Here is a 20,673-nt window from a genome sequence, read left to right as displayed (position 1 = left end):
AGTTGTTATTAGGCAGAGCGGCGCACTACTGGCATTCTTGCAATCACAACCATAATAGCTTTTGTCAGCCTCTCATGCTCTGTTTCGTAGGTGAGCAGTTTTTTATTTTGTGCAATGAAGAGCTCAGCTTTTTCCTGCGTTTCAAGCGAAACTGCTCCTTCCCTTCTTCCTGTCTCAATCACATTTCTGAGCACACCTTCTTCTCTAAGCATCGCCTCTTCTCTAGAGACATGGACATTCTCATCATCAAGCAACTTTTCAAACTTCTCTAGAGACTGTTTGAATAAATTAATGCTATCTATGAATAGATTTTCATAAGGAGAGCAGGTTTTTGTTCTGTGTATCTCGGCCAGACGTTCTCTGCTTATTCTATGTTTTTTTAGAAGATCATCCTCATAAAAGGTAATAAGCTCAGCTTTAGCAGTATCTACACCAGAATTGAGCTCTTGAGCTATAGACATTGCCTCTCCAAGACCTCCAAACGGTCTGCCAAGCAGATTTCTTGGCAAGTCAGAGAGAGCATATGCGTGTGTTAACAGCTCGAGCCTGAGCGCGCTTTGTGGATTCTCTACTTCGCCGATCTTTTTAAAAGCTGCGCCGATTAGAGAGAGGAATGCTGGAATGATCGAAGCCACATAGAGCGCGAGTTGAATAAACGGATTCTCCACATAGTCGAGTGCATAAAACATCTGCTGCATTGGAAATATCAGCATGTTTCCTGCTGTCTCCAAGCAGTTGAACTCGTAATGAGCCTCTAATTCCGCCTCAATGCGAGTCATTGCTCCTGCAAAAAGAGTCTCTGCGCCATCTGGATTATCTAAAGCCTGTTTATATAAAGCTTCGAGCTCCTCTTGAGGTTTCTGCACGTATGTACATGCATTGTCAGCGTATAAAATAAAATTTTTGTAATCTCCATAGATGGACATTGGGATCTCCGGATTAGTTGTTATTAGGCAGAGCGGCGCACTACTGGCATTCTTGCAATCACGTCGGCGATAGCTTTCGATAGCCTTTCATATTCAGTTTTGTAAGTGAGCAGTTTTTTATTTTGTGTAATGAAGAGCTCAGTAACTGCTCTTCCTCTTCTTTCTCCCCAAATCACGTTTCTGAGCACACCTTCTGCTCTGTGCATCGCCTCTTCTCTAGAGACATGGACATTCTCATCATCAAACAACTTTTCAAACTCGTTTAGATCTTGTTTGAATAAATTAATGCTATCTATGAATGGCTTCTCATGAGGAAAGCAGGTTTTTGTTCTGTGTATCTCGGCCAGACGTTCTCTGCTTATTCCATGTTTTTTTAGAAGATCATCCTCATAAAGGGTAATAAGCTCAGCTTTAGCAGTATCTACACCAGAATTGAGCTCTTGAGCTATAGACATTGCCTCTCCTAGACCTTTAATCGATCTGCCAAGCAGATTTCTTGGCAAGTCAGAGAGGGCGTATTCGTGTGTTAACAGCTCGAGTCTGAGCGCGCTTTGTGGATTCTCTACTTCGCCAATCTTTTTAAAAGCAGCGCCGATTAGAGAGAGAAATGTTGGAATGATTGAAGCCACATAGAGCGCGAGTTGAATAAACGGATTCTCCACATAGTCGAGTGCATAAAAGATCTGCTGCATCGGCAGAATCAGCATGTTTCCCGTTGTTTCCATGCAGTTGAACTCGTAATGTGACTCGACGCGAGTCACTGCTCCTTCAAATAGATCCTCTGCACCACCTGGATTGTCTAAAGCCTGCTGATATAAAGCCTCGAGCTCTTCTTGAGGTTTCTGTAAACATCCACATGCATTGTCAGCATTTAAAATAAAATTTCTATACTCCCAATAGATGGACATTTGGATCTCCGGATTAGATGTTTTTAAGCAGAGCGGCGCACTACTGGCATTCTTGCAATCACGTCGGCCATAGCTTTCGATAGCCTTTCTTGTTCTATTACAAAAACGAGAAAGTTTTTGTTTTGCGCAATGAAGAGATCTGCTTTTTCTTGCGTCTCAACCGAAACTACTCCTTCTCTTCTTCCTCTTCCAATCACGTGTTTGAGCAAACCTTCTGCTCTGAGCATCCTCTCTTCTCCAGTCAAACCATCATCCTTATCTTCCAACACTTTAAACTGCTCTAGCTGCTGTTTCAAATTTTGCAAATTATCTATGAATGGCTGTTCGCTAGAATGATACTTCCGTGAAAGATCACGCTCAAAAAGTCTAATAAGCTCAGCTTGTGTATTATCTAAAACGGCAAAAAGTTCTTCACCTAGGGACAATGCTGCAGCTGCACCTGTAACTGATCTGCCTAATTGTTTTAATGGCAAGTCAGAGAGAGCATAAGCTTGTGTCAGCATCTCGAGCCTGAGGGCGCTTTGAGGATTCTCTACTTCGCCAATCTTTTTAAAAGCAGCGCCGATTAAAGAGAGAGCTACTGGAATGATTGAAGCCGTATAGAGTGCGAGTTGAATAACCAGATTATCAGCGGAATCTAGCGCTGTAAACATGTACTGCATAGGAACAATCAGCATGTTTCCCGTCTCTTCCAAGCAGTTAAATTCGTAATGAGGCTCTAATTCCTGTGCTAAGTGAGTCATTCTATCCATAAATAGAGTGTCCGCAGCATCTGGACGAGCTGAGATCTGGTCGTATAAATTATCAACCTCTTTCGGAGGTAGACTCATGCACTTATCAGCAGCAAAAAGAATAAAATTTCTATAATCTCCATAGATGGACATTTGGATCTCCGGATTAGTTGTGGAGAGAATTTTAGCAGAACCGCGATTAATTTATTTTATACTAAAATTTTTATTGGCTGCGAAAAAGCGGACTCTTTCTTTGATCGAACGAAGAGAGGTCCCTGGAGTGCGGTGCTATGCGCCGCCATAATTTTTTGAGGTCTCATTGGCAGTTCTGCTCTAGAAGAAACCAGGGCGGCGCAAAGCGCCGCACTCCAGGGATTTCGCTTCGCTCAATCAAAGAAAGAAAATCAGATTGCGGCAGCAGCGGCGGGAGCGGAGGCGGCGGCTCTCATGTGATCTATTATCTCATTGTGTCTGATCATGGCGGGCATCGATTTTCTTCTGTAAGCTTGCCACTTCTGCGACATTTCTATTAGCTCTTCAACAAGCGGTGTTACGGCTACATCTCCCGCATAAAACCTTCTGAGCTCTTCATGCTCCGGAGAAAAATTTATCATTCCCATCTCATCGCTTTTCACCTTCGCGAAGTAACGAAGAGTAAATTCAGAATAACCTAAGGCAGCTTCCACTACAGGCCTCTCATTTTCAGAGCACTGCATTTTTACTTTATCTCGAACATTCTCAACAATTCTCTGTAATCTATCCTCAGATATCCCTTGTCTTTTGGCTAGATTATGTACAAAACGGTCGAAGCATAAAACGAACTTATCTGTGATTGCTTCATTGTGTAGAAACACCCGTGATGGAAAAATTTCAGCACCAGGACAAAATTCTACGCACGCATCCCAAATTTTGTACTGCTCAGCTAGAGCCTCTTGCCGTATAGCGAAATTGGGATTGAACTCTTCACCAACCTTTTTAAAGAGGATTCCAATAAGAGAAAGCGCTGCAGTAGCAACACCGACAACACCAAGTATAACTTGAAAGAGGGGGTTTTCTATCGCATTACATAAGCTAAATATAAACACCATAGGAAGAACCAGAGTGTTTCCGATCTCTTCTGAGAGGTTGAAAGTGTAGAGAGGCTTGTAACTCATAATCCTTCTCATAGCTGCAATATCATTCTCTTTTATAGCAGTGATGTACTGCTTTTCAGCCTCTGATGTGAGGTCTATGGGATATAGGCAGCCACACTCAAAACCACTATTCAAAATAAATCTTCTGTAATCTCCGTAACAAGACATTTGCAACCTCTTGGTAATTATTAAGCTAAAATTTTAACAGATTCGAGATTAATTTAAATTATATTAAAATTTTGATTGATAAATATTTAGATAAATTTCTGTCGTTCCCCAAGGAAATTGGGATGTAAAAATTTTTTGAATCGAAAAAGAGGGGTCATAGTCGCTTAAGGGGTAGCTCACGGTGAGGATTTTACAGGACAAAGGGAGCTGTTTAAAACGCTGGATAAGCGCGAGGATCGTCTCATCTTCAAGGCAGGTTCCGTAGAGGTAGATCACCGTAGCTTGAGAGAGGTCTGCATCGAGGATGTTCTGGGTAGCAAAAAATGCCCTCTTTCCAGCGATCTTATTTGCATTGTTTGTAAACTCGGAGATCCAGTCGATGCCCACTACTTTGCAGCCAAACTCTTCTGCTAGGAAGAAGAGGCCTCTACCTGTTCCGCAACCGAGGTCTAGGAAAGTATCGGTCTCGGAGAGGCCGCACTCTCTTCCAATCTCTTCAAGCACGGTTAGCGGGGTCTCGCCATAGGCGTAGATCTCTGGATCTCCCCTTCTCTGCAGAAACTCTCTGCTAATCTGGAAGGGGTCTCGAGAAGAGTAGATCTGTTTAAGCCTCTGATCTATCTGCTTAAAAACGGGGTTTTTGTAGTAGCGAGCTTGAACCTGCCTCTCCTCTTTCCATGCCCGAAAGGCGACTAGAGCTTTAAGAAGCGGCAGATAGAGCGCTTCACCAATTGATCTCATGGCCTGGCTCTAGTGCAAGAAAGGTTGCGGGGTTAAGCCTCTCCTCCCTCATCGCGTTAAGAAGATCAAATGGAGGCTGAGAAGCCCCTTCATCCGAGAGGGAGGGGAAGGTCTTCCAGTGCATGCCGATGCTCAGCTTTGCGCTCACCTCTTTGTGAATGAGCACAGCCTCTTTGGGGCCGATATGCACAGGAGACATGAACTTCCGGGGCTGGTAGGCGCCGATGGGAATGAGGCTGAGGTCGATCTGAGGCCAGAGTTTGCCAATCTGTTTAAAGTCGTGGGGATTATAGCCGGTATCTCCGACGAAATAGAGGGATTTGGGAAGCTCACTTTCTCTTCGGAACTCGACAATCCAGCCGGCCCAGAGAGTGGTGTTTAGATCTCTTGCACTTCTTCCGGAGTAGTGCTGTGCGGGAACTGCTGTGGCTTTCAGATGCAGCTTTGGGAAGGCGAGCTCCAGATCCTCCCACCAGCTGCACTCGCACACGGAGGCGATCTTCTGCTTATCAAACCAGCGCTTCACTCCTTTGGGAACGAGCCAGATGATCTTGGGAAATCTTCTGGCGAGCGCACGCACTGTTCTCTTGTCGAGATGGTCGTAGTGGTCGTGGCTGATCAGGACGAGGTCGATCTGAGGAAGCGCAGCGATCTCGATGGGAGGGAGGTGCTTTCTTTTCGGGCCTAAAAACGAGATGGGAGAGCAGCGCTCGCTCCAGATGGGATCGGTGAGGATGTTTAAGCCATTAATACGAATTAGAAATGTGGAGTGGTTGATCCAGGTAACGGTTGGAGCGGATGGATCTAAAGGCGCATTTGGAATGGGATAAGAGAAGCCTTCTGGTGCGCGCGGCTCTTTTACAGGAGCGTCGTAGTAGCCCACCTTCCAGAGAAAGACGTCGAGTAGCGTGCGTTTTGAATCTGGGCAGTGAGGATTATAGTAGCAAGGCCGCCGGCCTCTGCGCTTTGATAGCTTGGGACAGGCTCTTTTTTCCATCTACTCCTCCCTCATTGAGTGTGGTATGGAATCGGTAAGCTCAGCTTCTCCGAAAAACTGAATAGGACCGGGATACTTGTAGAGGTCGCTAGCGAGCCAGCTCTCTCTTGCTTTCTGAAACCGCTTAAATGCGCCTCCTTTGAGATCTACGAGCGCCTTTTGAATTAGAGGCTTCTCTCTTCCTCCTCTCATTTCTAGGTGCATCAGCATGGTGAGAGGCACTCCGACAGGCTGCCAATTTGAAACGGGCTGACGCAAATTCAGTAGTGCGGCCATGTATCCCGTGTGACCTGCGGCGAGGAGCAGCGCGGCTGTATGGCCTAAGGCGTAGCAGTAGCTTGCATCAAAATTGGAGGGAAATCCAGCTCTTCCTTCATACCCAAAAAAGTGGTGGAAGGGAGTGAACTTGCCTTTGTAGACCCCCAGCTTTTTTAGCCTTCCGATCTCCTCTTGTACGAGCTCGATAAGAAGTAGTTCTGTCTCAATAAGCGAAAGTTGAATATTTCCGTGGGGATCGCGCTCGAGCAGGAGCTGTCTCTGGATGTGTTTGGGTAGAGCTTCGAAGCAGCTCTTCGATGCAGGAGATAGCCTCAGAGCAACGTCTTCAGGTGTTTGAGAAGAGAAACCGCTTAATTCAGAGATAAGAAGCTTCATCTCAGGAAGAAATTCAACGAGTCCTTCAGGGATAAGAATGACTCCATAATTCTTTCCTTGCTCTGCGCGCTTGCAGATCACTGCACAGATTTCGGAGACGAGCTGCTTCAGAGTGGTCCTTTTTTCAGCACACTCTTCACCGATGATTGCAAAATTGGGCTGCGTAGCAAGTGCACATTCAAGGGTGATGTGGGAAGCGGATCTGCCCATCAGTTTGATAAAGTGGGTATACTTTTTTGCAGAGAGGGCGTCTCTTGCAATATTGCCAATTAACTCAGCGTACGTTTTGCAGGCGGTATCAAAGCCAAAGGGGATCTCAACATAGGCGTTCTTTAAGTCGCCATCGATCGTTTTTGGAACTCCGACCACTCGAGTTTGACACTCGTGCTTTAGGAAGTACTCTGCAAGAAGCGCCGCATTAGTATTGGAGTCGTCGCCGCCGATAATAACAAGCGCATCGAGCTTAAGCTTTTGCATGTTGGAGAGAGCTGCCGAGAGCTGCTCTTCGCTCTCAATCTTGGTTCTCCCCGAACCGATGATGTCAAAGCCGCCCTGATTGCGATAGGGTGCAATCAGCTCCTGTGTGAGCTCTTTATATTTGCCCTCGATGATGCCGTTTGGGCCATTCAGAAATCCGAGTAGTGTGCTGCTAGAGTGAAGAGATTTTAGAGCGTCGAAAAGTCCTGCAATAACATTGTGGCCGCCGGCAGCTTGCCCGCCCGAGAGCACGACGCCAACTTTAAGAGGGCGCTTTGCGCTCCCCTTCCCCTTCTCCCCTATCAAAACTGGCTGTCCAAACGTATGCGGAAAGAGTGCTTTCAACTGAGCTGCATCTTTAGATGGGGCAGAGGGCCCCTCAGATTTAAAAACAACAGACGAGATCTCTTGCAAAAGAGAAGGCAGCTGAGGCTTCCAAGCTTGTCTTGCTCTCTCAAGTGGCGTTAACATGCGGGAAGGTTTACTGAGACGGCGACGGCAAGTCCACCTTCCGAGGTCTCTTTGTAGATGCTCTTCATGTCGTTTCCTGTCTGCTTCATGGCGGCAATTACCTCGTCCAGAGAGACGCGGTGCGTTCCATCTCCGTGCATTGCAAGGCGCGAGGCGTTGATTGCTTTGATTGAGCCCATCGTATTTCTTTCGATGCAAGGAACCTGCACGAGTCCTGCAACAGGGTCGCAGGTCAGACCGAGGTTGTGCTCCATGCCAATTTCAGCGGCGTTTTCGATCTGGGCGTTTGTGCCGCCAAGAGCTGCGGTAAGTCCGGCTGCTGCCATTGAGCATGCAACTCCCACTTCTCCCTGACAGCCCATCTCCGCACCTGAAAGCGATGCCCCCTCTTTGTAGAGAATGCCGACTGCTGCTGCTGTGAGAAAGAAGCGTTTAATCCCTTCTTCGGAAGGCGAAGGAGTAAAATTCTGGTAGTAGTGAAGAACTGCAGGAACGATTCCGGAAGCGCCATTTGTGGGCGCAGTGACGACTTTACCGCCCGCTGCATTCTCTTCATTAACGGCGAGGGCATAGAGGCTTACCCAGTCAAAAATTTCGGACGGGTCATTGATTAGATCTGCGCCATTTTGAGAGAGCTTTTGATAGAGCTGTGAAGCGCGGCGTTTCACCTCTAAGCCGCCGGGCAGAACTCCCTCTTGCATGCAGCCTCGTTTAACGCAATCCTGCATCACCTTCCAGATCTTTAATATCCCCTCTCCGATCTCCTCTTCTGTGCGCCAGACCTTCTCATTCTCTATCATTAGATCGTAGATCATCATCTCGTTTTGCGAGCAGAGGTCTAATAGCTCTTGAGCCGTTCTAAAAGGGTAAGGTAGAGAGACCTCATCTTGAGGCACTGCCATCTCCTGCCCAAAAGCCTGTTCGTGTGTGATGACAAAACCGCCGCCTGTAGAGTAGTAGATAGTCGATAGCAGCTCGCTGCCTGAGATGTCTTTAGCTGTGATGCGCATCGCATTCGGATGGAAGGGCAAGCTCTTTCCTTTATGGAAGATGAGGTGTTGACTCATCTTAAAAGGGATGCGGGCCTTGCCGAGAACTCTTAAAAAACCGCTCTTCTCAATTCTATCTAAAATTGCGGGTATCTGGTTGGGGTCTATCGCCTCGGGCAGATTTCCTTCAAGGCCGAGAACAACGGCGATATCTGTTGCATGACCCGTACCAGTCATTGCGAGTGAACCGAAAAGCTCCACAGTAATAGAACCAACCTCTTCTAAGTCTGAAAGTTGGGAAACAAAGAGTCTGGCCGCACGCATGGGGCCTACGGTATGTGAGCTAGAAGGACCGATTCCTATTGAGAAAAGTTGAAAGAGACTAACTGGAGTTGAAACGCTGATTGCCATGGCATTCCCCCTTTTAAATTATTACATAACAGGCAGAGGCATATTCTTTTAGCTGTTTTTTTCTTTGATAACAAGAAAAAGTGGATTCAATTCAAAAAAGTGTTATATGCAAGTACCATGAACATATCTGGCATATCACCTCGGAACCTACCTCCACCTGAAGGAGAGAGGCCCATTCGTCTCCCAAAAGAAGCCTTAGAAAAGGCGAAAGAGATAGAGGCTCATACGCATAAAATTGAGCAGATCATTAAGTACTACTCTGGGGAGCGCGGGCAGAAAGAGATGGCAGTAGCTTTTGAAGCGCTTGGAAAAGATATTGAGGTTTTAAAGAAAATAGTTCCACCATCTATCGCCCCCGACGTCATGTCGCATCTGGATACCGAATTTCAATTTTTAAATACTCATCAAGACACCTTTAACAGAGAACAGCTGACAGAATTTTCTCTGATCACAGCAAAGATCACTGACGAAATCCAGAAGCGGATTGAGTTTTAAGTTTTAGACGATTAATATTCAGTTTTTCAACCCAGACATTCTATGCATACGAAATATATTTTTATGAGTGGAGGAGTGGTCTCCTCTCTAGGTAAAGGATTAACCTCTGCTTCTATCGCCATGCTCTTAGAGAGCCGAGGCCTTAAAGTCAGCATGCTTAAGCTCGATCCTTATCTAAACGTCGATCCAGGAACGATGAACCCCTTCCAGCACGGCGAGGTCTACGTAACGGACGATGGAGCTGAGACAGATCTCGATCTCGGTCACTACTACCGCTACACAAACGCACCGATCAGCCGCTCTTCAAATGCAACTTCTGGCCAGATCTACGAAGCTGTAATTAAGCGCGAGCGCCGCGGAGACTATTTGGGAAAAACTGTACAGGTGATCCCTCACGTGACCGATGAGATTAAACAGCGCATCCAGAACGCCTCCACCCATCAGCTTTTAACAGATGTCGTGATTGTTGAAATTGGCGGCACCGTGGGAGATATCGAGTCTCTACCCTTTTTTGAAGCGATACGCCAGTTTCGTTACGAACGGCCAAGAGACTGTTTAAACATTCACCTAACCTACATCCCCTATCTCAAAGCTGCAGGCGAAGTCAAGACGAAGCCGACTCAACACTCCGTTCAGATTCTGCGCGGCATTGGAATTATCCCCGATGTTATTCTCTGCCGTTGCGAAGAGAGCCTAAGCGAAGAGAACAAGGACAAGATCAGCCTATTCTGCAGCGTTCCACGCGACGCTGTGATGGATGAGGTAGATGTCGAGTTTAGCATCTATGAGGTGCCGATCAGCCTGAACAAGCAGGGATTGGATGATAAGATCTGCAAAATGCTAGGCCTGCCGGAGTCTCGTGCTGATCTCTCGAAGTGGGAGACAATGCTTCACAAGATGCGCCATCCGAAAGGCAAAGTCGTAGTCGGAATCGTGGGAAAATATCTTCAACACCAGGACGCCTACAAATCTGTCTTTGAAGCCCTCCACCACGGAGCAATTGCGAGCCAGGTTGAGATTGAAATCCGCAGGTTCGAATCGGATAAAATTCAAAGCGCTGAAGACGTTGAAAAGATTCTCACTGGATGCGATGGCTATCTGGTTCCAGGCGGATTTGGCGAACGCGGCTGGATTGGAAAGATCCTCACTGCAAAACACTGCCGTGAAAAGAAGATTCCTTTCTTTGGTTTATGCCTCGGAATGCAGATCATGTGCGTAGAATTTGCAAGACACGTGCTCGGCTACAAAGATGCTAACTCAACCGAAGTAGACCCCAACACTCCTCACCCAGTGATCTCGCTACTAAGCGAACAGAAAGATGTGGAAAACCTCGGCGGCACGATGCGCCTTGGAGCTTACAACTGCCAAATTAAGAAGGGCTCTAAAGCTGAAAAGGCTTACGGAACAACACTGATCTCTGAGCGCCATAGACATAGATGGGAGTTCAACAACGCATTTAAAGATGCGTGTGAAAAACAGGGTCTTCTACTCACTGGCGTTCTTGAAAACAGCAAGCTTTGCGAGATTGCAGAAGTACAAGACCACCCCTGGATGGTTGGCGTGCAGTTTCATCCAGAATTTAAATCGAAGCCTACAGATCCACACCCCCTCTTCCGCGACTTTGTAAAAGCGCTTGTTCAGCAGCGCGCAGCACGCGGAGAGTAGTAAGGTGGCACGAGTAGCAGCTCTAGATTTTGGAAAGGCGCGCATCGGTCTTGCCCTCTCGGATGAGCGCCAGATGATCGCGCTTCCTCGCGCTGCAATTCTTACAAAAAAAACCTTGGAAGAGACAGCTGCTCACGTCTGGAGAGAGCTCCTTCTTCTTGGGCCACTCCAAACTATCATCATCGGCCTGCCTCTCTTTTTAAATGGAAAAGAGAGCCCAATGTCCACTGAGGTGCGGAGTTTCGCCGCACTTTTAGAAAAGGAGTCCAACCTCCCAGTCGTTCTACGCGATGAGAGATTGACAACCGCAATGGGCGAGCGCATGCTGAAAGAGGCAGACGTCGGACATAAAAAACGCAAAGGCGTAATTGATGGGATCTCGGCAACGATTCTTCTTCAAAATTTTCTCGATTCCAAACATTATTAACCAGAGCCGTAAATAGGTGGCAAAGAGCGCTAACGAGGCAAAGCAAAATCGATCTTTAAACCGCAGGACAGTATTCCTGCACTACGGCCTGCGGTTTAAAGATCGATTTGGCAAAGCCGCAGTAAGCTATTTGTCACCTATGTACGGCTCTGGTTAATAATTCGAAAAGTTTCTCTGTAAGGTGGGTATGACACAAGCCTCTTCACATCCTCTGGAAGAACCTGGGGTATCAAATCGCTTTATCGATCCTTGTATTGTCGTTATCTTCGGGGCAACAGGAGATCTCACTGCTCGCAAACTCATGCCTGCACTCTATAATCTCACAAGAGCTGGCGAGCTACCTCCCCAGTTTGCGTGCGTCGGTTTTGCGCGTAGAGAGAAGACTCACGAGCAGTTCCGCGAAGAGATGCATAAAGCAATTGGCAGCTACTCGCGCGTAAAGCCTATCGACGAATCGATCTGGGCCACTTTCAAGGAGCAGATCTTCTACCACGTCTCCGAGTTTCATTTAGACGAGGGCTACGAGCGCCTTAAAAAGTTTCTCGATGAACTCGATACGCGCTTGGGAACAAGAGCTAATCGAGTCTTCTACCTATCGACTCAACCCAGCTTTTTTACACTGATCTGCGAGAAGCTTCACAAGTCTGGTCTGATCTACGATGCGAAAACAGTGACAGACAAGTGGTCGCGCGTGATCATCGAAAAACCGTTTGGGCACGATCTAAACTCGGCTATCGCTCTACAAAAAGAGTTAACCCAGTTTTTAGACGAAGAGCAGATCTTCCGCATCGACCACTACCTGGGCAAAGAGACAGTTCAAAACATCATGATCTTCCGCTTTGCTAACTCGATCTTCGAATCTCTCTGGAATAATCGCCACATCGACCACGTGCAGATCACCGTAGCAGAAGATATCGGCATCGGCACACGCGGAGCCTTCTGGGAAGAGGCGGGTCTTCTGCGAGACATTATCCAGAACCACGTGATGCAGCTTCTCTGTCTTGTCGCGATGGAGCCTCCAGTTAACCTGTCGGCAGATGCGATCCACAACGAGAAGGTAAAAGTACTTGAAGCCATACGCACAGTTGGCAAAGACGCCGTTGTTAGAGGGCAGTATGCTCCGGGCTTTATCTCTGGGGATCCTGTCATTGGATACCGAGAAGAGAAGAATGTGAATCCGCAGTCTAACGTCGAGACCTATGCAGCTCTGAGGCTAGACATAGATAACTGGCGCTGGTCGGGAGTCCCCTTCTACGTTCGCGCTGGTAAAAGACTGCCCAAGAGAGGAACAGAGATTGCCATCACATTCAAAGATCCTCCTGGAGTCCTCTTTCAACAGAACGGGAAGCAGAACGAATCCAATGTACTAGCCATCCGCATCCAACCGGACGAGGGCTCTTCTCTTAAAATAAACTGTAAAGTACCTGGCACGAAGGGTCCAATTCAGCCTGTAAAAATGGATTTTCGCTACGGCGCTTATTTCGGCATGGCACCTCCTGAAGCCTATGAAAGGCTGATCTGCGACTGCATCTTTGGAGACCGCACTCTTTTTGCCAGAGAAGATGAAGTTTTAAATTCTTGGAAGCTTTTGACTCCTGTACTAGAAAAGTGGGCAAAAGAGACTCCTAAAGAGTTTCCTAATTACAAATCGGGGAGCTGGGGCCCTGCAGAAGCGGACGAGCTGCTTGCACGCGACAATCGGAAATGGAGACTCATCTAATGCCTGGAGAAACTCCCGTTAAAACCTCTGAAATCCAGTCGACCCTCACTCGAATCTGGAATGATCTTGATGGAACGAACAAGATGAGAGCGTGCCTCTTCAATCTTATTTTCTACACCGAGTCTGGCCAGCGCGCTGATTACATTCGCGAAATTGCACACAAAGTCGTAGAGAAGTTCCCCTCTCGAATCATCTTCATCTCATCTGACAAAAATGCCCCAGTTGGGTCTCTTTCCGCTAAGGTTTCGGTGATTACAGCAACAACTGGCGAGTCGGATGTTGCTTGCGATCTGATCGAGATCGATGTAGCAAAATCGGAACATTCACGAGTGCCCTTTGTTATCCTCCCTCATATTCTACCCGATCTACCAGTCTACTTCCTCTGGGGAGAGGACCCTAAAATCGACGATCCGATTTTCAAGGAAATAAGTAAATTTTCGACACGCATTATCTTTGATTCTGAAGCTTCAGAGGCACTACCCCCATTTGCGAAATCGCTTCTACATCAATACACCGTCCTGCACAACGATGTTGCCGATTTGAATTGGGCGAGAATAGAGAATTGGCGCGACGTCCTTTCGACCACATTCTGTACACCTAACAAGCTAGCCCATCTAGAAAATGCTAGCGAGATTAGCATCTCATTTAACGCAGCATCCTCGACTTTCTTCTGCCACACCAATATCCAAGCCCTCTACTTGCAAGCTTGGATTGCAGGCCAATTAAACTGGAGTCTTACAAAAACAGAGAAGCAGAAAGAGACGCTCAAGTTCACTTATAACAAGGCTAGCGGACCCGTCACAGTTCTTCTCTCACCTGCACAGTGCGCTAATCTAGCACCTGGCATGGTCTCTTCCTTCGATTTGAGTACTAACGATCAATTTCACTATAATTACGCCTGCCATCCCGATCAGCCGCACAAGATCGTCCTGAATTTCTCTACCCATGAACTATGCGAAATGCCCTCCGAATTCCTCTTCCAGAAGGGAGAGAAAGGACAATCTCTTGTTAAAGAGATCTGTCATCGCGGCATGAGCTCGCACTACCTAAAAGTGCTCGAGCAGATCTGCAAGATCGATGTGAGGCTCTTGTGCTAAAGAGAGTAAAAATTGGAGAAAAGCGAGAGCTCGTCGTACCAGGAAACTACGCCGAAACTCTACAATTTTGTGTGCAGCACTGGATTAAAGTTGCCCAAACTTCAATTGAAGAGCGCGGCAGTTTTGCTGTTGCACTTTCTGGAGGGTCAACCCCAAAGGCGATCTACGAGAGCTTAGCTCTTCCTGAGAATGCAAAAAAAATCGACTGGTCTAAAGTCTACCTCTTCTGGAGTGATGAGCGCACAGTTGGACCCGACCATCCTGAGAGTAACTACCACATGGCAATGCAAGCCGGCTTCGCAAAACTTCCCATTCCTCAAGATCAGATCTTTCGCATGCAGGCTGAAAAGAGCCTTGAAATGGAGGCTGAGCGTTATGAGAAGATAATTGGAGACCAGCTTCAAGATAGACCTTTTGATCTAATCATGCTTGGCATGGGCGATGATGGACACACCGCCTCTCTATTTCCCCACACGGCAGGCCTGCAAGTCAGAGATCGGCTAGTAATTGCAAATGAAATTCCTCAGAAACAGTGCTGGAGAATGACGATGACATTCGCCTGCATCAATCAAGCTCTACATAACGCCATCTACGTCCTAGGCTCTTCAAAAAAAGAGATGCTCGCAGAAGTTCTATCTTCAAATAAGGACGTTGAGCGACTCCCTTCTCAAGGAGTAGGCACTAAAGAGCATCCCGCCATCTGGATCGCAGATAGTGCTGCAGCGGCCTTATTTCTTTCTCGCTCCTCTCATTAATGAAAAGAGAACAGAGATACTCAAGATGAGTGCGATGGTCGTCAACGTAACCCAGATCGGGATTCGAACATAGTAGCTCAGAAGCATCTTCGCTCCCACAAATAGTAGAACCGCTGATAGTCCGATCTTAAGATAGTGAAAGCGATCCATGAACGATTCAAGCACAAAATGGATCGAACGCAATCCCAAAATTGCGCAGATGTTCGATGTGTAGACAATAAATGGATCTCTTGTGACGGCAAATACCGCAGGAATTGAATCGATAGCAAAGATAATATCTGTCGACTCTACAACGAGAAGAGCTAGAAAAAGAGGCGTCATATATAGTTTACTCTTCTGACGCACAAAAAAGTTCTGTCCATGAAGCTCTGGCGTCACAGGAAAAATTTTTTTCAGCCCTTTAACAAGAAAGCTGTTTTTAGGCTGAATCTCCTCCTCTTTCTGAACAAAGAAACGCACTGCAGTGGCGCATAAAAATGCTCCCAGCAGATAGATCATCCACTCAAAATGCTCTAGTAGAGCTACTCCTCCCAAGATAAAACAGATACGCGATACAAGCGCACCTAAGATCCCATAAAAAAGGACCTTATGCTGATATTTTTTTGGAATCTTAAAAAAGGAGAAGATCACGATGAAGACGAAGAGGTTATCCACGCTGAGCGATTTCTCGATCAGATAACCTGCAAAAAACTGAAGGGCTGCTTCTTCACCACGACTGAAATAGATATAGAGATTAAATAGCAGAGAAAGAGCGATCCAGAACCCGCTCCACAAAAGAGCTACTTTCAGCTTTATCTCACCAGCTCGCTTCCTCCAAATCCCCAGATCTAAAGCAAGCAGACCAAGAAGAACCAGATGAAAAACAACCCAAGGCATCAATTTTTCCATATTCTACATACTCAAGTTGCCACGATTTTTGCACAATACCAGATCGTCACGCCTCAAAAACTAGCGCAAAGACGCAGAGCCGCAAAGAAAATTTTCAGAAAAATCTTTGCGTCTTCGCGACTCTGCGCCTTTCCGTTATTCTTCATTTCCAGTGAGTTTTTTAACATTCATTCAACAACACAAAAGCCAGAAGTTAAATAATATTTATTATTAATTTAATCTAAAGAAGTGGTATATTTTCAGATCATGAAAGTACTTGGAATTGAAACAACCTGTGATGAGACCTCTTGCGCCATTGTAGAAGATGGGCAGAGGATCCTTGCGCATAAAATCTACTCTCAATTCGACCTACACTGCCAGTTTAACGGAGTCTTTCCAGAACTCGCCTCTAGGCGCCACCTCGATGTCTTGATCCCAGTACTTCGAGAAACGATGGAAGAGGCTAAACTCTCCCCTAAAGAGATCGACCTCATCGCCGTGGCAAAAGGCCCTGGGCTAATTGGGGCACTTCTCGTTGGGTTAAACGCTGCTAAGACCCTCTCTCTTGCTTGGGAGATCCCTTTTATCGGAGTGAACCACGTAGAAGCACACCTCTATGCTTCGATGATGGGAGGCGCCGAAAGGCTCTTTCCTGCTCTTGGAGTTGTCATCTCTGGCGGGCACACCTTCTTGGTAAAGATCGATGGAGTGGGTAGCTACCAGCTGATCGGTACAACTCAGGATGACGCCATCGGTGAGGCGTTTGACAAGGTAGCAACACTCATCGGCCTCCCCTATCCAGGCGGCCCTGTAATTGAAGCTCTAGCGCGGAGCGGCGATCCCCACCGCTACCCATTCAAACCTGGCAAGGTGAAAGAAGGCCCGTTGGACTTCTCATTTAGTGGACTAAAGACCTCGGTCCTCTATGCTGTTAAGGGCGCCAACTCGAATAAAGACTCTCCAATTTGTATATCCGAGGAGGAGAAGCCGCATATTGCCGCCTCATTTCAAGAGGCAGCTCTTGGAGATATTGTTCAAAAGGCGCTCGCTGCAGCTCGTCAGTTTGACTGCAGAGCAATCTACGTGGGTGGAGGCGTAAGCAATAACAAGAGACTTAGAGAGATGTTCACAGAGAGAAGCTCGGGCATCCCCCTGTTCTGGCCTGCCCCAGGTCTCAGTCTAGACAATGCCGCGATGATCGCTGGTCTCGGCTTTCACACACTTCAAAAGAAGGGATGCGGCGATGCCCTCGACTTAGAAGCCCAACCCCGCATCCCTCTGAACTAATCTTCTAGTTCGTATTTTTTGCTGAATTTAGAGCCGCCGCCGCTGCTCTTTGCCTTTTCTTCTTTTTTGGGAGCTTCTTTTGCTGGTTGCGCTGGTGTCGACTGCTTGAGGACCGGCTTCTGCTCGGTCGGTTTGGTGCCTGCTGATGCGGACTTGGCAGCGGCCACCTTCTTCTTGTCAGGAGAGGTTGCAGCGGGAGTCTTCTGCGCGGGGGCTACAGCTGCAGGTTCTGCCTTCTTCTCTTGAAAATAGGGGATCGCATCGAGATCAAAATCATCCTTCGAGTTCTCAGCACTTAAACAGATAGGCATGAGAAGTAGAAGTAGCGAGGATCGAATTTGTTTCATATAAACTCCTTTTTCTTAAATTACGGCTACGGCTCGCACCGCAGATTCGGTTCCCTCGCGTATTTTTAATGGGAGGGCGACCAGAAGCGCACCTGTTGCTGGTACTTTTTCTAAGTTGGTTAAATTCTCTAAAATATATTTTCCAGCGCCCAGGATGTGCTGGTGCACGGGAAAATCTCCGTTTGGATTAACTCCATCTGGAGAGAGGGTGTCGATTCCAATCCCAACAACCCCTCTTTCCAATAGAAGAAGTGCCGCCTCAGTTGAAAATCCGGGAAAGTGCATCTTCCCGGAGCTATCGGGATTTCGAAAGGCTTCAACATCTCCCCAGCGGCTCGACCAGCCCGTATTGAGAAGAAGCGCGCTTCCCTTGGAGATCTCTCCATGCTTCTTTTCAAAGGCGAGTATATCGGCCCGGCTCAATAAAAAATCTGGATGGGACCTGTTTGCAACATCGATCATGTAGAGAGGGGTGATCAGCTGCTCTAGCGGAAGGTCTGCAATATGCTTTCCATCACAATAGAAATGAGAGGGGGCATCCATGTGGGTCCCTACCCCAGCGTGCATCTTATAGCTCAGAACGCGCACTCCCTGGTCATAATCCATCTTCACCTCATGATGAAAGCCGCAGCTCCCATTCCATGTGGGTATAGAGCCATCGAGGGTGTGAGTAAGGTCGATCAATCTAAAATTTGAGAACATGAGTAGCATCCTAACATGCAATTCAATTTTTTAGATACAGAGGGGTCTTCTTTTCCACTTGTTCTTTTTGTTTTAGAAACATAGAATTTCTGTTTAAAAATTTGAGGTGAGATATGGCAAAAACAGCCCGTGAATCGATTAAGCTAAAAAGCACTGAAAGTACAGAAGTCTACTGGACAACTAAAAACAAGCGCAACACCACAGAGCGCATCGAACGCAAAAAATATGACAAGAAGCTTAAGCGCCATGTCATCTTCAAAGAAGCGAAGTAGATAGAGCGCCTTGTTTGAATTTTCGATCGCTCGCAAGTATCTAATCCCAAGAAAAAAGCAGCTTTCAGCCTCGCTGATAGCGGTTCTTTCTGTCTTTGTCATCTCGCTCGTTGTCTGGCTACTTCTTGTATTTCTTTCTGTAATGGACGGCATCGAGCGCAGATGGATGGAGAAGATGACCTCTCTGCATGCACCGCTTAGAATCAATCCCACTCCCGCATATTACGCCTCCTACTACTACCAGATCGACGCAATGAGCGCAGCTTCTGGATTCTCTTCGAAGACGATTGGAGAGAAGGCGCGAGCTTCCCTCTCCGACCCCTACTCTCCGGAAGAAGACCGCGAACTGCCAAAAAACATTCCCTCTCCTGAACAGCTAAGAGATGGAAGCTTAAAAGACCCAGTTAAACTTGCTTTTTCTGCCCTTGAAAATCTTAAAAAGACGCGAAAGGATCTGACTTTTCAAGACTATGAGATGAGCGGCGGACTTCTTCGATTGGAGCTGATCCGCCCAGATGAGATCCGCAGCGGAGAGAGAACGCATAGTTACCTCACACAAGTCTCCTACCTCGCGTCATTCCCACAAAAAAACCCGTTTTTAGGCGACCTTCTCATCTCGCCATCAGAAAAAGATCTAAGCCATGTGAAATTTTTGAGAGAGCCATCTCTCGAATACTTCCAACTAAAAGACTCAACCCTTCCTACTCACCACCGCTTCGGCTCTGGAGTTCTGCTTCCTAAAAGCTTCCAAGATGGTGGTGTCTTGATTGGAGATCGCGGTTATATCTCCTACGCCGCCACTACGACAAGTTCAGTTCAAGAGCAGCGCCTCTCCGTTTACGTCGCAGGCTTCTACGATCCAGGCATTATGGCTGTGGGCAATCGATGCGTCCTAGCCCCCTCTGCTGTTGTGCGAGCTATCCACTCCTCTCAAGGAGCCTATACTCTCGATAGAGCGCAATCTAACGGGATTCAGGTCTGGATAAAGGAGTGCACAGCTGCTGAGAGCGTTAAAGCGGAGCTGCAAGCAGAATTCGATAGACTTGGCATCAGCCGCTACTGGAAGATCTCCTCTTTTCGCGATTATGATTTCGCAAAAGATCTTCTGATGCAGTTTCAGAGCGATAAGTATCTTTTTACTTTAATCGGCAGCATCATCCTGATGGTTGCCTGCTGCAACATTATCTCCCTCCTTGTGCTGCTTGTTAACGATAAGCGACGCGAAATAGGAATTTTGCAAGCTATGGGAGCAAGCGGCCGCAGCATTGCTGGGATCTTTGCTCTCTGTGGAGCTGCTATGGGAGTGCTTAGCTGCTTAATAGGCACACTCGCTGCTGTATTCACTCTTCAACACATCGACAGCCTCGTCAAGCTTCTGAGCTTTATACAAGGCCATGAAGCGCTCAATTCGATTTTTTATGGGAAGACTCTTCCTCACACCCCAAGCCAGGATGCGCTTCTCTTTGTTCTCATCGCAACCCCGCTTATCTCACTTTTGGCAGGTCTCGTTCCTGCGGTAAAGGCGAGCAGACTTAAACCCTCTGAGATCTTGAGGTCCGAATGACTGCTCAGATCATCCTTAAGGCTGAAGCTCTCTCTAAAACTTTTAACACTCCAACGCCTCTCCAGGTGCTTCGCAACTTGTCGCTTGAAGTCCGAGAGGGAGAGCGCGTGGCGATCATGGGAAAGTCGGGGGAAGGCAAGAGCACCCTCCTACATATTTTGGGAAGCCTCGAAAGCGCCACGAGCGGACGCATCCAGCTCTGCGAAAAAGATTATAATTCAGAAGATCTTGCGAGCCTCCGCTGCAACAAGATCGGCTTCATATTTCAATCCTTTAATCTTCTTGAAGAGTACACAACTCTAGAGAATGTCCTCATGCCCGCTAAAATCGCGCGCAGAGCTGTTTCCAAAGAGAGTGAGGCCTACCGCTCCGCCCTCTCACTTCTCGATTGGGTAGGACTCTCTGATCGAGCAGACTTCCCAGCTAAGCTCCTCTCTGGGGGAGAAAAGCAGCGCGCAGCAATTGCAAGAGCCTTGATAAACGACCCTGCCCTGCTCCTTGCTGACGAGCCCTCTGGAAACCTCGACTCGTCGACTTCAAAAACGATCTACGACCTTCTGCTCACTTGCACTCAAAAAAAGGGTAAGGCGCTAATCGTTGTTACACACGACTCTGCCCTCGCTGCCCTCTGCGACAGAACCCTCATCCTAAAAGATGGCGTTTTATCCGTCCCTCCTCCTAGAATATCGTTCATACCGAACTCGGTCTTAAACTTGGAATGTGACAAAGTCGGCGCCCGGAGTTTGAATCAGCAAAGCGGCGCCGAAGCAGCTCAACTTGAATAAGTTGAGCGATGCAGGCGGGTTTAAAATCTGGGATGTCGACGAAGTCAAATTCTAAGTTTAAGGCCGAGTTCGGTATTAATAAAC

The 20,673-nt window shown here is 47.3% G+C and carries 21 protein-coding genes; 10 read left to right on the top strand and 11 right to left on the bottom strand.

The window, feature by feature from the left end:
- Positions 1-8: 8 nt before the first annotated feature.
- The 8 genes from HYX48_04795 to HYX48_04760 all read right to left on the bottom strand — a co-directional run bounded on the left by HYX48_04795 (position 9) and on the right by HYX48_04760 (position 8,606).
- Positions 9-926 carry a hypothetical protein gene (locus HYX48_04795; protein ID MBI2743217.1) on the bottom strand — a complete coding sequence of 306 codons (918 nt, stop codon included), beginning with the start codon at positions 924-926 and terminating at the stop codon, positions 9-11.
- A 23-nt stretch (positions 927-949) separates the two neighbouring features.
- Positions 950-1,834, bottom strand: coding sequence for a hypothetical protein (locus tag HYX48_04790; protein ID MBI2743216.1), 885 nt, complete (start codon positions 1,832-1,834; stop codon positions 950-952).
- A 23-nt stretch (positions 1,835-1,857) separates the two neighbouring features.
- Positions 1,858-2,718: a hypothetical protein gene (locus HYX48_04785; protein ID MBI2743215.1), complete on the bottom strand. Its 861-nt coding sequence runs from the start codon at positions 2,716-2,718 to the stop codon at positions 1,858-1,860.
- Positions 2,719-2,969: 251 nt separating this feature from the next.
- Positions 2,970-3,866, bottom strand: a complete 897-nt coding sequence (locus HYX48_04780; protein ID MBI2743214.1) for a hypothetical protein — start codon at positions 3,864-3,866, stop codon at positions 2,970-2,972.
- Positions 3,867-3,929: 63 nt separating this feature from the next.
- Positions 3,930-4,607, bottom strand: coding sequence for a methyltransferase domain-containing protein (locus tag HYX48_04775; GenBank protein ID MBI2743213.1), 678 nt, complete (start codon positions 4,605-4,607; stop codon positions 3,930-3,932).
- Complete coding sequence (locus HYX48_04770; protein ID MBI2743212.1) at positions 4,591-5,604, bottom strand: MBL fold metallo-hydrolase; 1,014 nt, start codon at positions 5,602-5,604, stop codon at positions 4,591-4,593. The genes HYX48_04775 and HYX48_04770 overlap by 17 nt, the downstream gene beginning before the upstream one ends.
- The gene (locus tag HYX48_04765; protein MBI2743211.1) at positions 5,605-7,206 is read right to left on the bottom strand and encodes a diphosphate--fructose-6-phosphate 1-phosphotransferase; all 1,602 of its coding nucleotides are present in this window, start codon (positions 7,204-7,206) and stop codon (positions 5,605-5,607) included.
- Entirely contained in the window at positions 7,200-8,606 is a 1,407-nt protein-coding gene (locus HYX48_04760; protein MBI2743210.1) for an L-serine ammonia-lyase, read from the bottom strand. Before HYX48_04760 ends, HYX48_04765 begins: the two co-directional genes overlap by 7 nt.
- 117 nt (positions 8,607-8,723) lie before the next feature.
- Between HYX48_04760 and HYX48_04755 the strand changes: the two genes are divergently transcribed.
- The 6 genes from HYX48_04755 (at position 8,724) to pgl (ending at position 14,765) form a co-directional block, all read left to right on the top strand.
- Entirely contained in the window at positions 8,724-9,101 is a 378-nt protein-coding gene (locus HYX48_04755) for a hypothetical protein (GenBank protein MBI2743209.1), read from the top strand.
- Between the two features lie 42 nt (positions 9,102-9,143).
- Positions 9,144-10,766: a CTP synthase gene (locus tag HYX48_04750; protein ID MBI2743208.1), complete on the top strand. Its 1,623-nt coding sequence runs from the start codon at positions 9,144-9,146 to the stop codon at positions 10,764-10,766.
- A gap of 4 nt (positions 10,767-10,770) precedes the next feature.
- Positions 10,771-11,193, top strand: coding sequence for a Holliday junction resolvase RuvX (ruvX, locus tag HYX48_04745; GenBank protein ID MBI2743207.1), 423 nt, complete (start codon positions 10,771-10,773; stop codon positions 11,191-11,193).
- A gap of 187 nt (positions 11,194-11,380) precedes the next feature.
- Positions 11,381-12,913, top strand: coding sequence for a glucose-6-phosphate dehydrogenase (gene zwf / locus HYX48_04740; protein MBI2743206.1), 1,533 nt, complete (start codon positions 11,381-11,383; stop codon positions 12,911-12,913).
- On the top strand, positions 12,913-14,010 hold the full coding sequence (locus HYX48_04735) for a glucose-6-phosphate dehydrogenase assembly protein OpcA (GenBank protein MBI2743205.1): 1,098 nt from the start codon (positions 12,913-12,915) through the stop codon (positions 14,008-14,010). The genes zwf and HYX48_04735 overlap by 1 nt, the downstream gene beginning before the upstream one ends.
- The gene (gene pgl / locus HYX48_04730) at positions 14,004-14,765 is read left to right on the top strand and encodes a 6-phosphogluconolactonase (protein MBI2743204.1); all 762 of its coding nucleotides are present in this window, start codon (positions 14,004-14,006) and stop codon (positions 14,763-14,765) included. The genes HYX48_04735 and pgl overlap by 7 nt, the downstream gene beginning before the upstream one ends.
- Here the strand turns inward: pgl and HYX48_04725 are convergent.
- A complete protein-coding gene (locus HYX48_04725; protein MBI2743203.1) occupies positions 14,739-15,653 on the bottom strand; it encodes a TerC family protein in 915 nt (304 codons plus the stop codon). The genes pgl and HYX48_04725 overlap by 27 nt on opposite strands.
- Positions 15,654-15,899: 246 nt before the next feature.
- On the opposite strand from HYX48_04725, the gene tsaD reads away from it, so the two are divergent.
- Entirely contained in the window at positions 15,900-16,919 is a 1,020-nt protein-coding gene (gene tsaD / locus HYX48_04720; GenBank protein ID MBI2743202.1) for a tRNA (adenosine(37)-N6)-threonylcarbamoyltransferase complex transferase subunit TsaD, read from the top strand.
- Here the strand turns inward: tsaD and HYX48_04715 are convergent.
- Positions 16,916-17,266: a hypothetical protein gene (locus tag HYX48_04715; GenBank protein MBI2743201.1), complete on the bottom strand. Its 351-nt coding sequence runs from the start codon at positions 17,264-17,266 to the stop codon at positions 16,916-16,918. The two genes, tsaD and HYX48_04715, sit on opposite strands and share 4 nt — an antisense overlap.
- Positions 17,267-17,281: 15 nt before the next feature.
- On the bottom strand, positions 17,282-17,968 hold the full coding sequence (locus HYX48_04710; GenBank protein MBI2743200.1) for a cyclase family protein: 687 nt from the start codon (positions 17,966-17,968) through the stop codon (positions 17,282-17,284).
- Between the two features lie 113 nt (positions 17,969-18,081).
- On the opposite strand from HYX48_04710, the gene rpmG reads away from it, so the two are divergent.
- From rpmG to HYX48_04695, 3 genes are read left to right on the top strand one after another with little or no spacing between them, the layout of a single operon-like run.
- Positions 18,082-18,240: a 50S ribosomal protein L33 gene (gene rpmG, locus HYX48_04705; protein MBI2743199.1), complete on the top strand. Its 159-nt coding sequence runs from the start codon at positions 18,082-18,084 to the stop codon at positions 18,238-18,240.
- Between the two features lie 10 nt (positions 18,241-18,250).
- Positions 18,251-19,804 carry an ABC transporter permease gene (locus HYX48_04700; protein ID MBI2743198.1) on the top strand — a complete coding sequence of 518 codons (1,554 nt, stop codon included), beginning with the start codon at positions 18,251-18,253 and terminating at the stop codon, positions 19,802-19,804.
- Positions 19,801-20,589 (top strand): ABC transporter ATP-binding protein, encoded by a 789-nt coding sequence (locus tag HYX48_04695; protein ID MBI2743197.1) that lies wholly within the window; start codon positions 19,801-19,803, stop codon positions 20,587-20,589. The genes HYX48_04700 and HYX48_04695 overlap by 4 nt, the downstream gene beginning before the upstream one ends.
- The last annotated feature ends 84 nt before the right edge of the window (positions 20,590-20,673 follow it).

It is taken from the genome of Chlamydiales bacterium (assembly GCA_016185065.1).
Classification (GTDB): Bacteria; Chlamydiota; Chlamydiia; order Chlamydiales; family Rhabdochlamydiaceae.
The sequence above is the reverse complement of the archived record's forward strand: the minus strand, read 5'-3'. Positions and strand labels throughout refer to the sequence as shown.

What these genes read in the sequence shown, in the direction of transcription:
- HYX48_04795 (MBI2743217.1), bottom strand. Translation starts at nt 926, where the DNA reads ATGTCCATCTATGGAGATTACAAAAATTTTATTTTATACGCTGACAAT.
- HYX48_04790 (MBI2743216.1), bottom strand. Translation starts at nt 1,834, where the DNA reads ATGTCCATCTATTGGGAGTATAGAAATTTTATTTTAAATGCTGACAAT.
- HYX48_04785 (MBI2743215.1), bottom strand. Translation starts at nt 2,718, where the DNA reads ATGTCCATCTATGGAGATTATAGAAATTTTATTCTTTTTGCTGCTGAT.
- HYX48_04780 (MBI2743214.1), bottom strand. Translation starts at nt 3,866, where the DNA reads ATGTCTTGTTACGGAGATTACAGAAGATTTATTTTGAATAGTGGTTTT.
- HYX48_04775 (MBI2743213.1), bottom strand. Translation starts at nt 4,607, where the DNA reads ATGAGATCAATTGGTGAAGCGCTCTATCTGCCGCTTCTTAAAGCTCTA.
- HYX48_04770 (MBI2743212.1), bottom strand. Translation starts at nt 5,604, where the DNA reads ATGGAAAAAAGAGCCTGTCCCAAGCTATCAAAGCGCAGAGGCCGGCGG.
- HYX48_04765 (MBI2743211.1), bottom strand. Translation starts at nt 7,206, where the DNA reads ATGTTAACGCCACTTGAGAGAGCAAGACAAGCTTGGAAGCCTCAGCTG.
- HYX48_04760 (MBI2743210.1), bottom strand. Translation starts at nt 8,606, where the DNA reads ATGGCAATCAGCGTTTCAACTCCAGTTAGTCTCTTTCAACTTTTCTCA.
- HYX48_04755 (MBI2743209.1), top strand. Translation starts at nt 8,724, where the DNA reads ATGAACATATCTGGCATATCACCTCGGAACCTACCTCCACCTGAAGGA.
- HYX48_04750 (MBI2743208.1), top strand. Translation starts at nt 9,144, where the DNA reads ATGCATACGAAATATATTTTTATGAGTGGAGGAGTGGTCTCCTCTCTA.
- zwf (MBI2743206.1), top strand. Translation starts at nt 11,381, where the DNA reads ATGACACAAGCCTCTTCACATCCTCTGGAAGAACCTGGGGTATCAAAT.
- HYX48_04735 (MBI2743205.1), top strand. Translation starts at nt 12,913, where the DNA reads ATGCCTGGAGAAACTCCCGTTAAAACCTCTGAAATCCAGTCGACCCTC.
- HYX48_04725 (MBI2743203.1), bottom strand. Translation starts at nt 15,653, where the DNA reads ATGGAAAAATTGATGCCTTGGGTTGTTTTTCATCTGGTTCTTCTTGGT.
- tsaD (MBI2743202.1), top strand. Translation starts at nt 15,900, where the DNA reads ATGAAAGTACTTGGAATTGAAACAACCTGTGATGAGACCTCTTGCGCC.
- HYX48_04715 (MBI2743201.1), bottom strand. Translation starts at nt 17,266, where the DNA reads ATGAAACAAATTCGATCCTCGCTACTTCTACTTCTCATGCCTATCTGT.
- HYX48_04710 (MBI2743200.1), bottom strand. Translation starts at nt 17,968, where the DNA reads ATGTTCTCAAATTTTAGATTGATCGACCTTACTCACACCCTCGATGGC.
- rpmG (MBI2743199.1), top strand. Translation starts at nt 18,082, where the DNA reads ATGGCAAAAACAGCCCGTGAATCGATTAAGCTAAAAAGCACTGAAAGT.
- HYX48_04695 (MBI2743197.1), top strand. Translation starts at nt 19,801, where the DNA reads ATGACTGCTCAGATCATCCTTAAGGCTGAAGCTCTCTCTAAAACTTTT.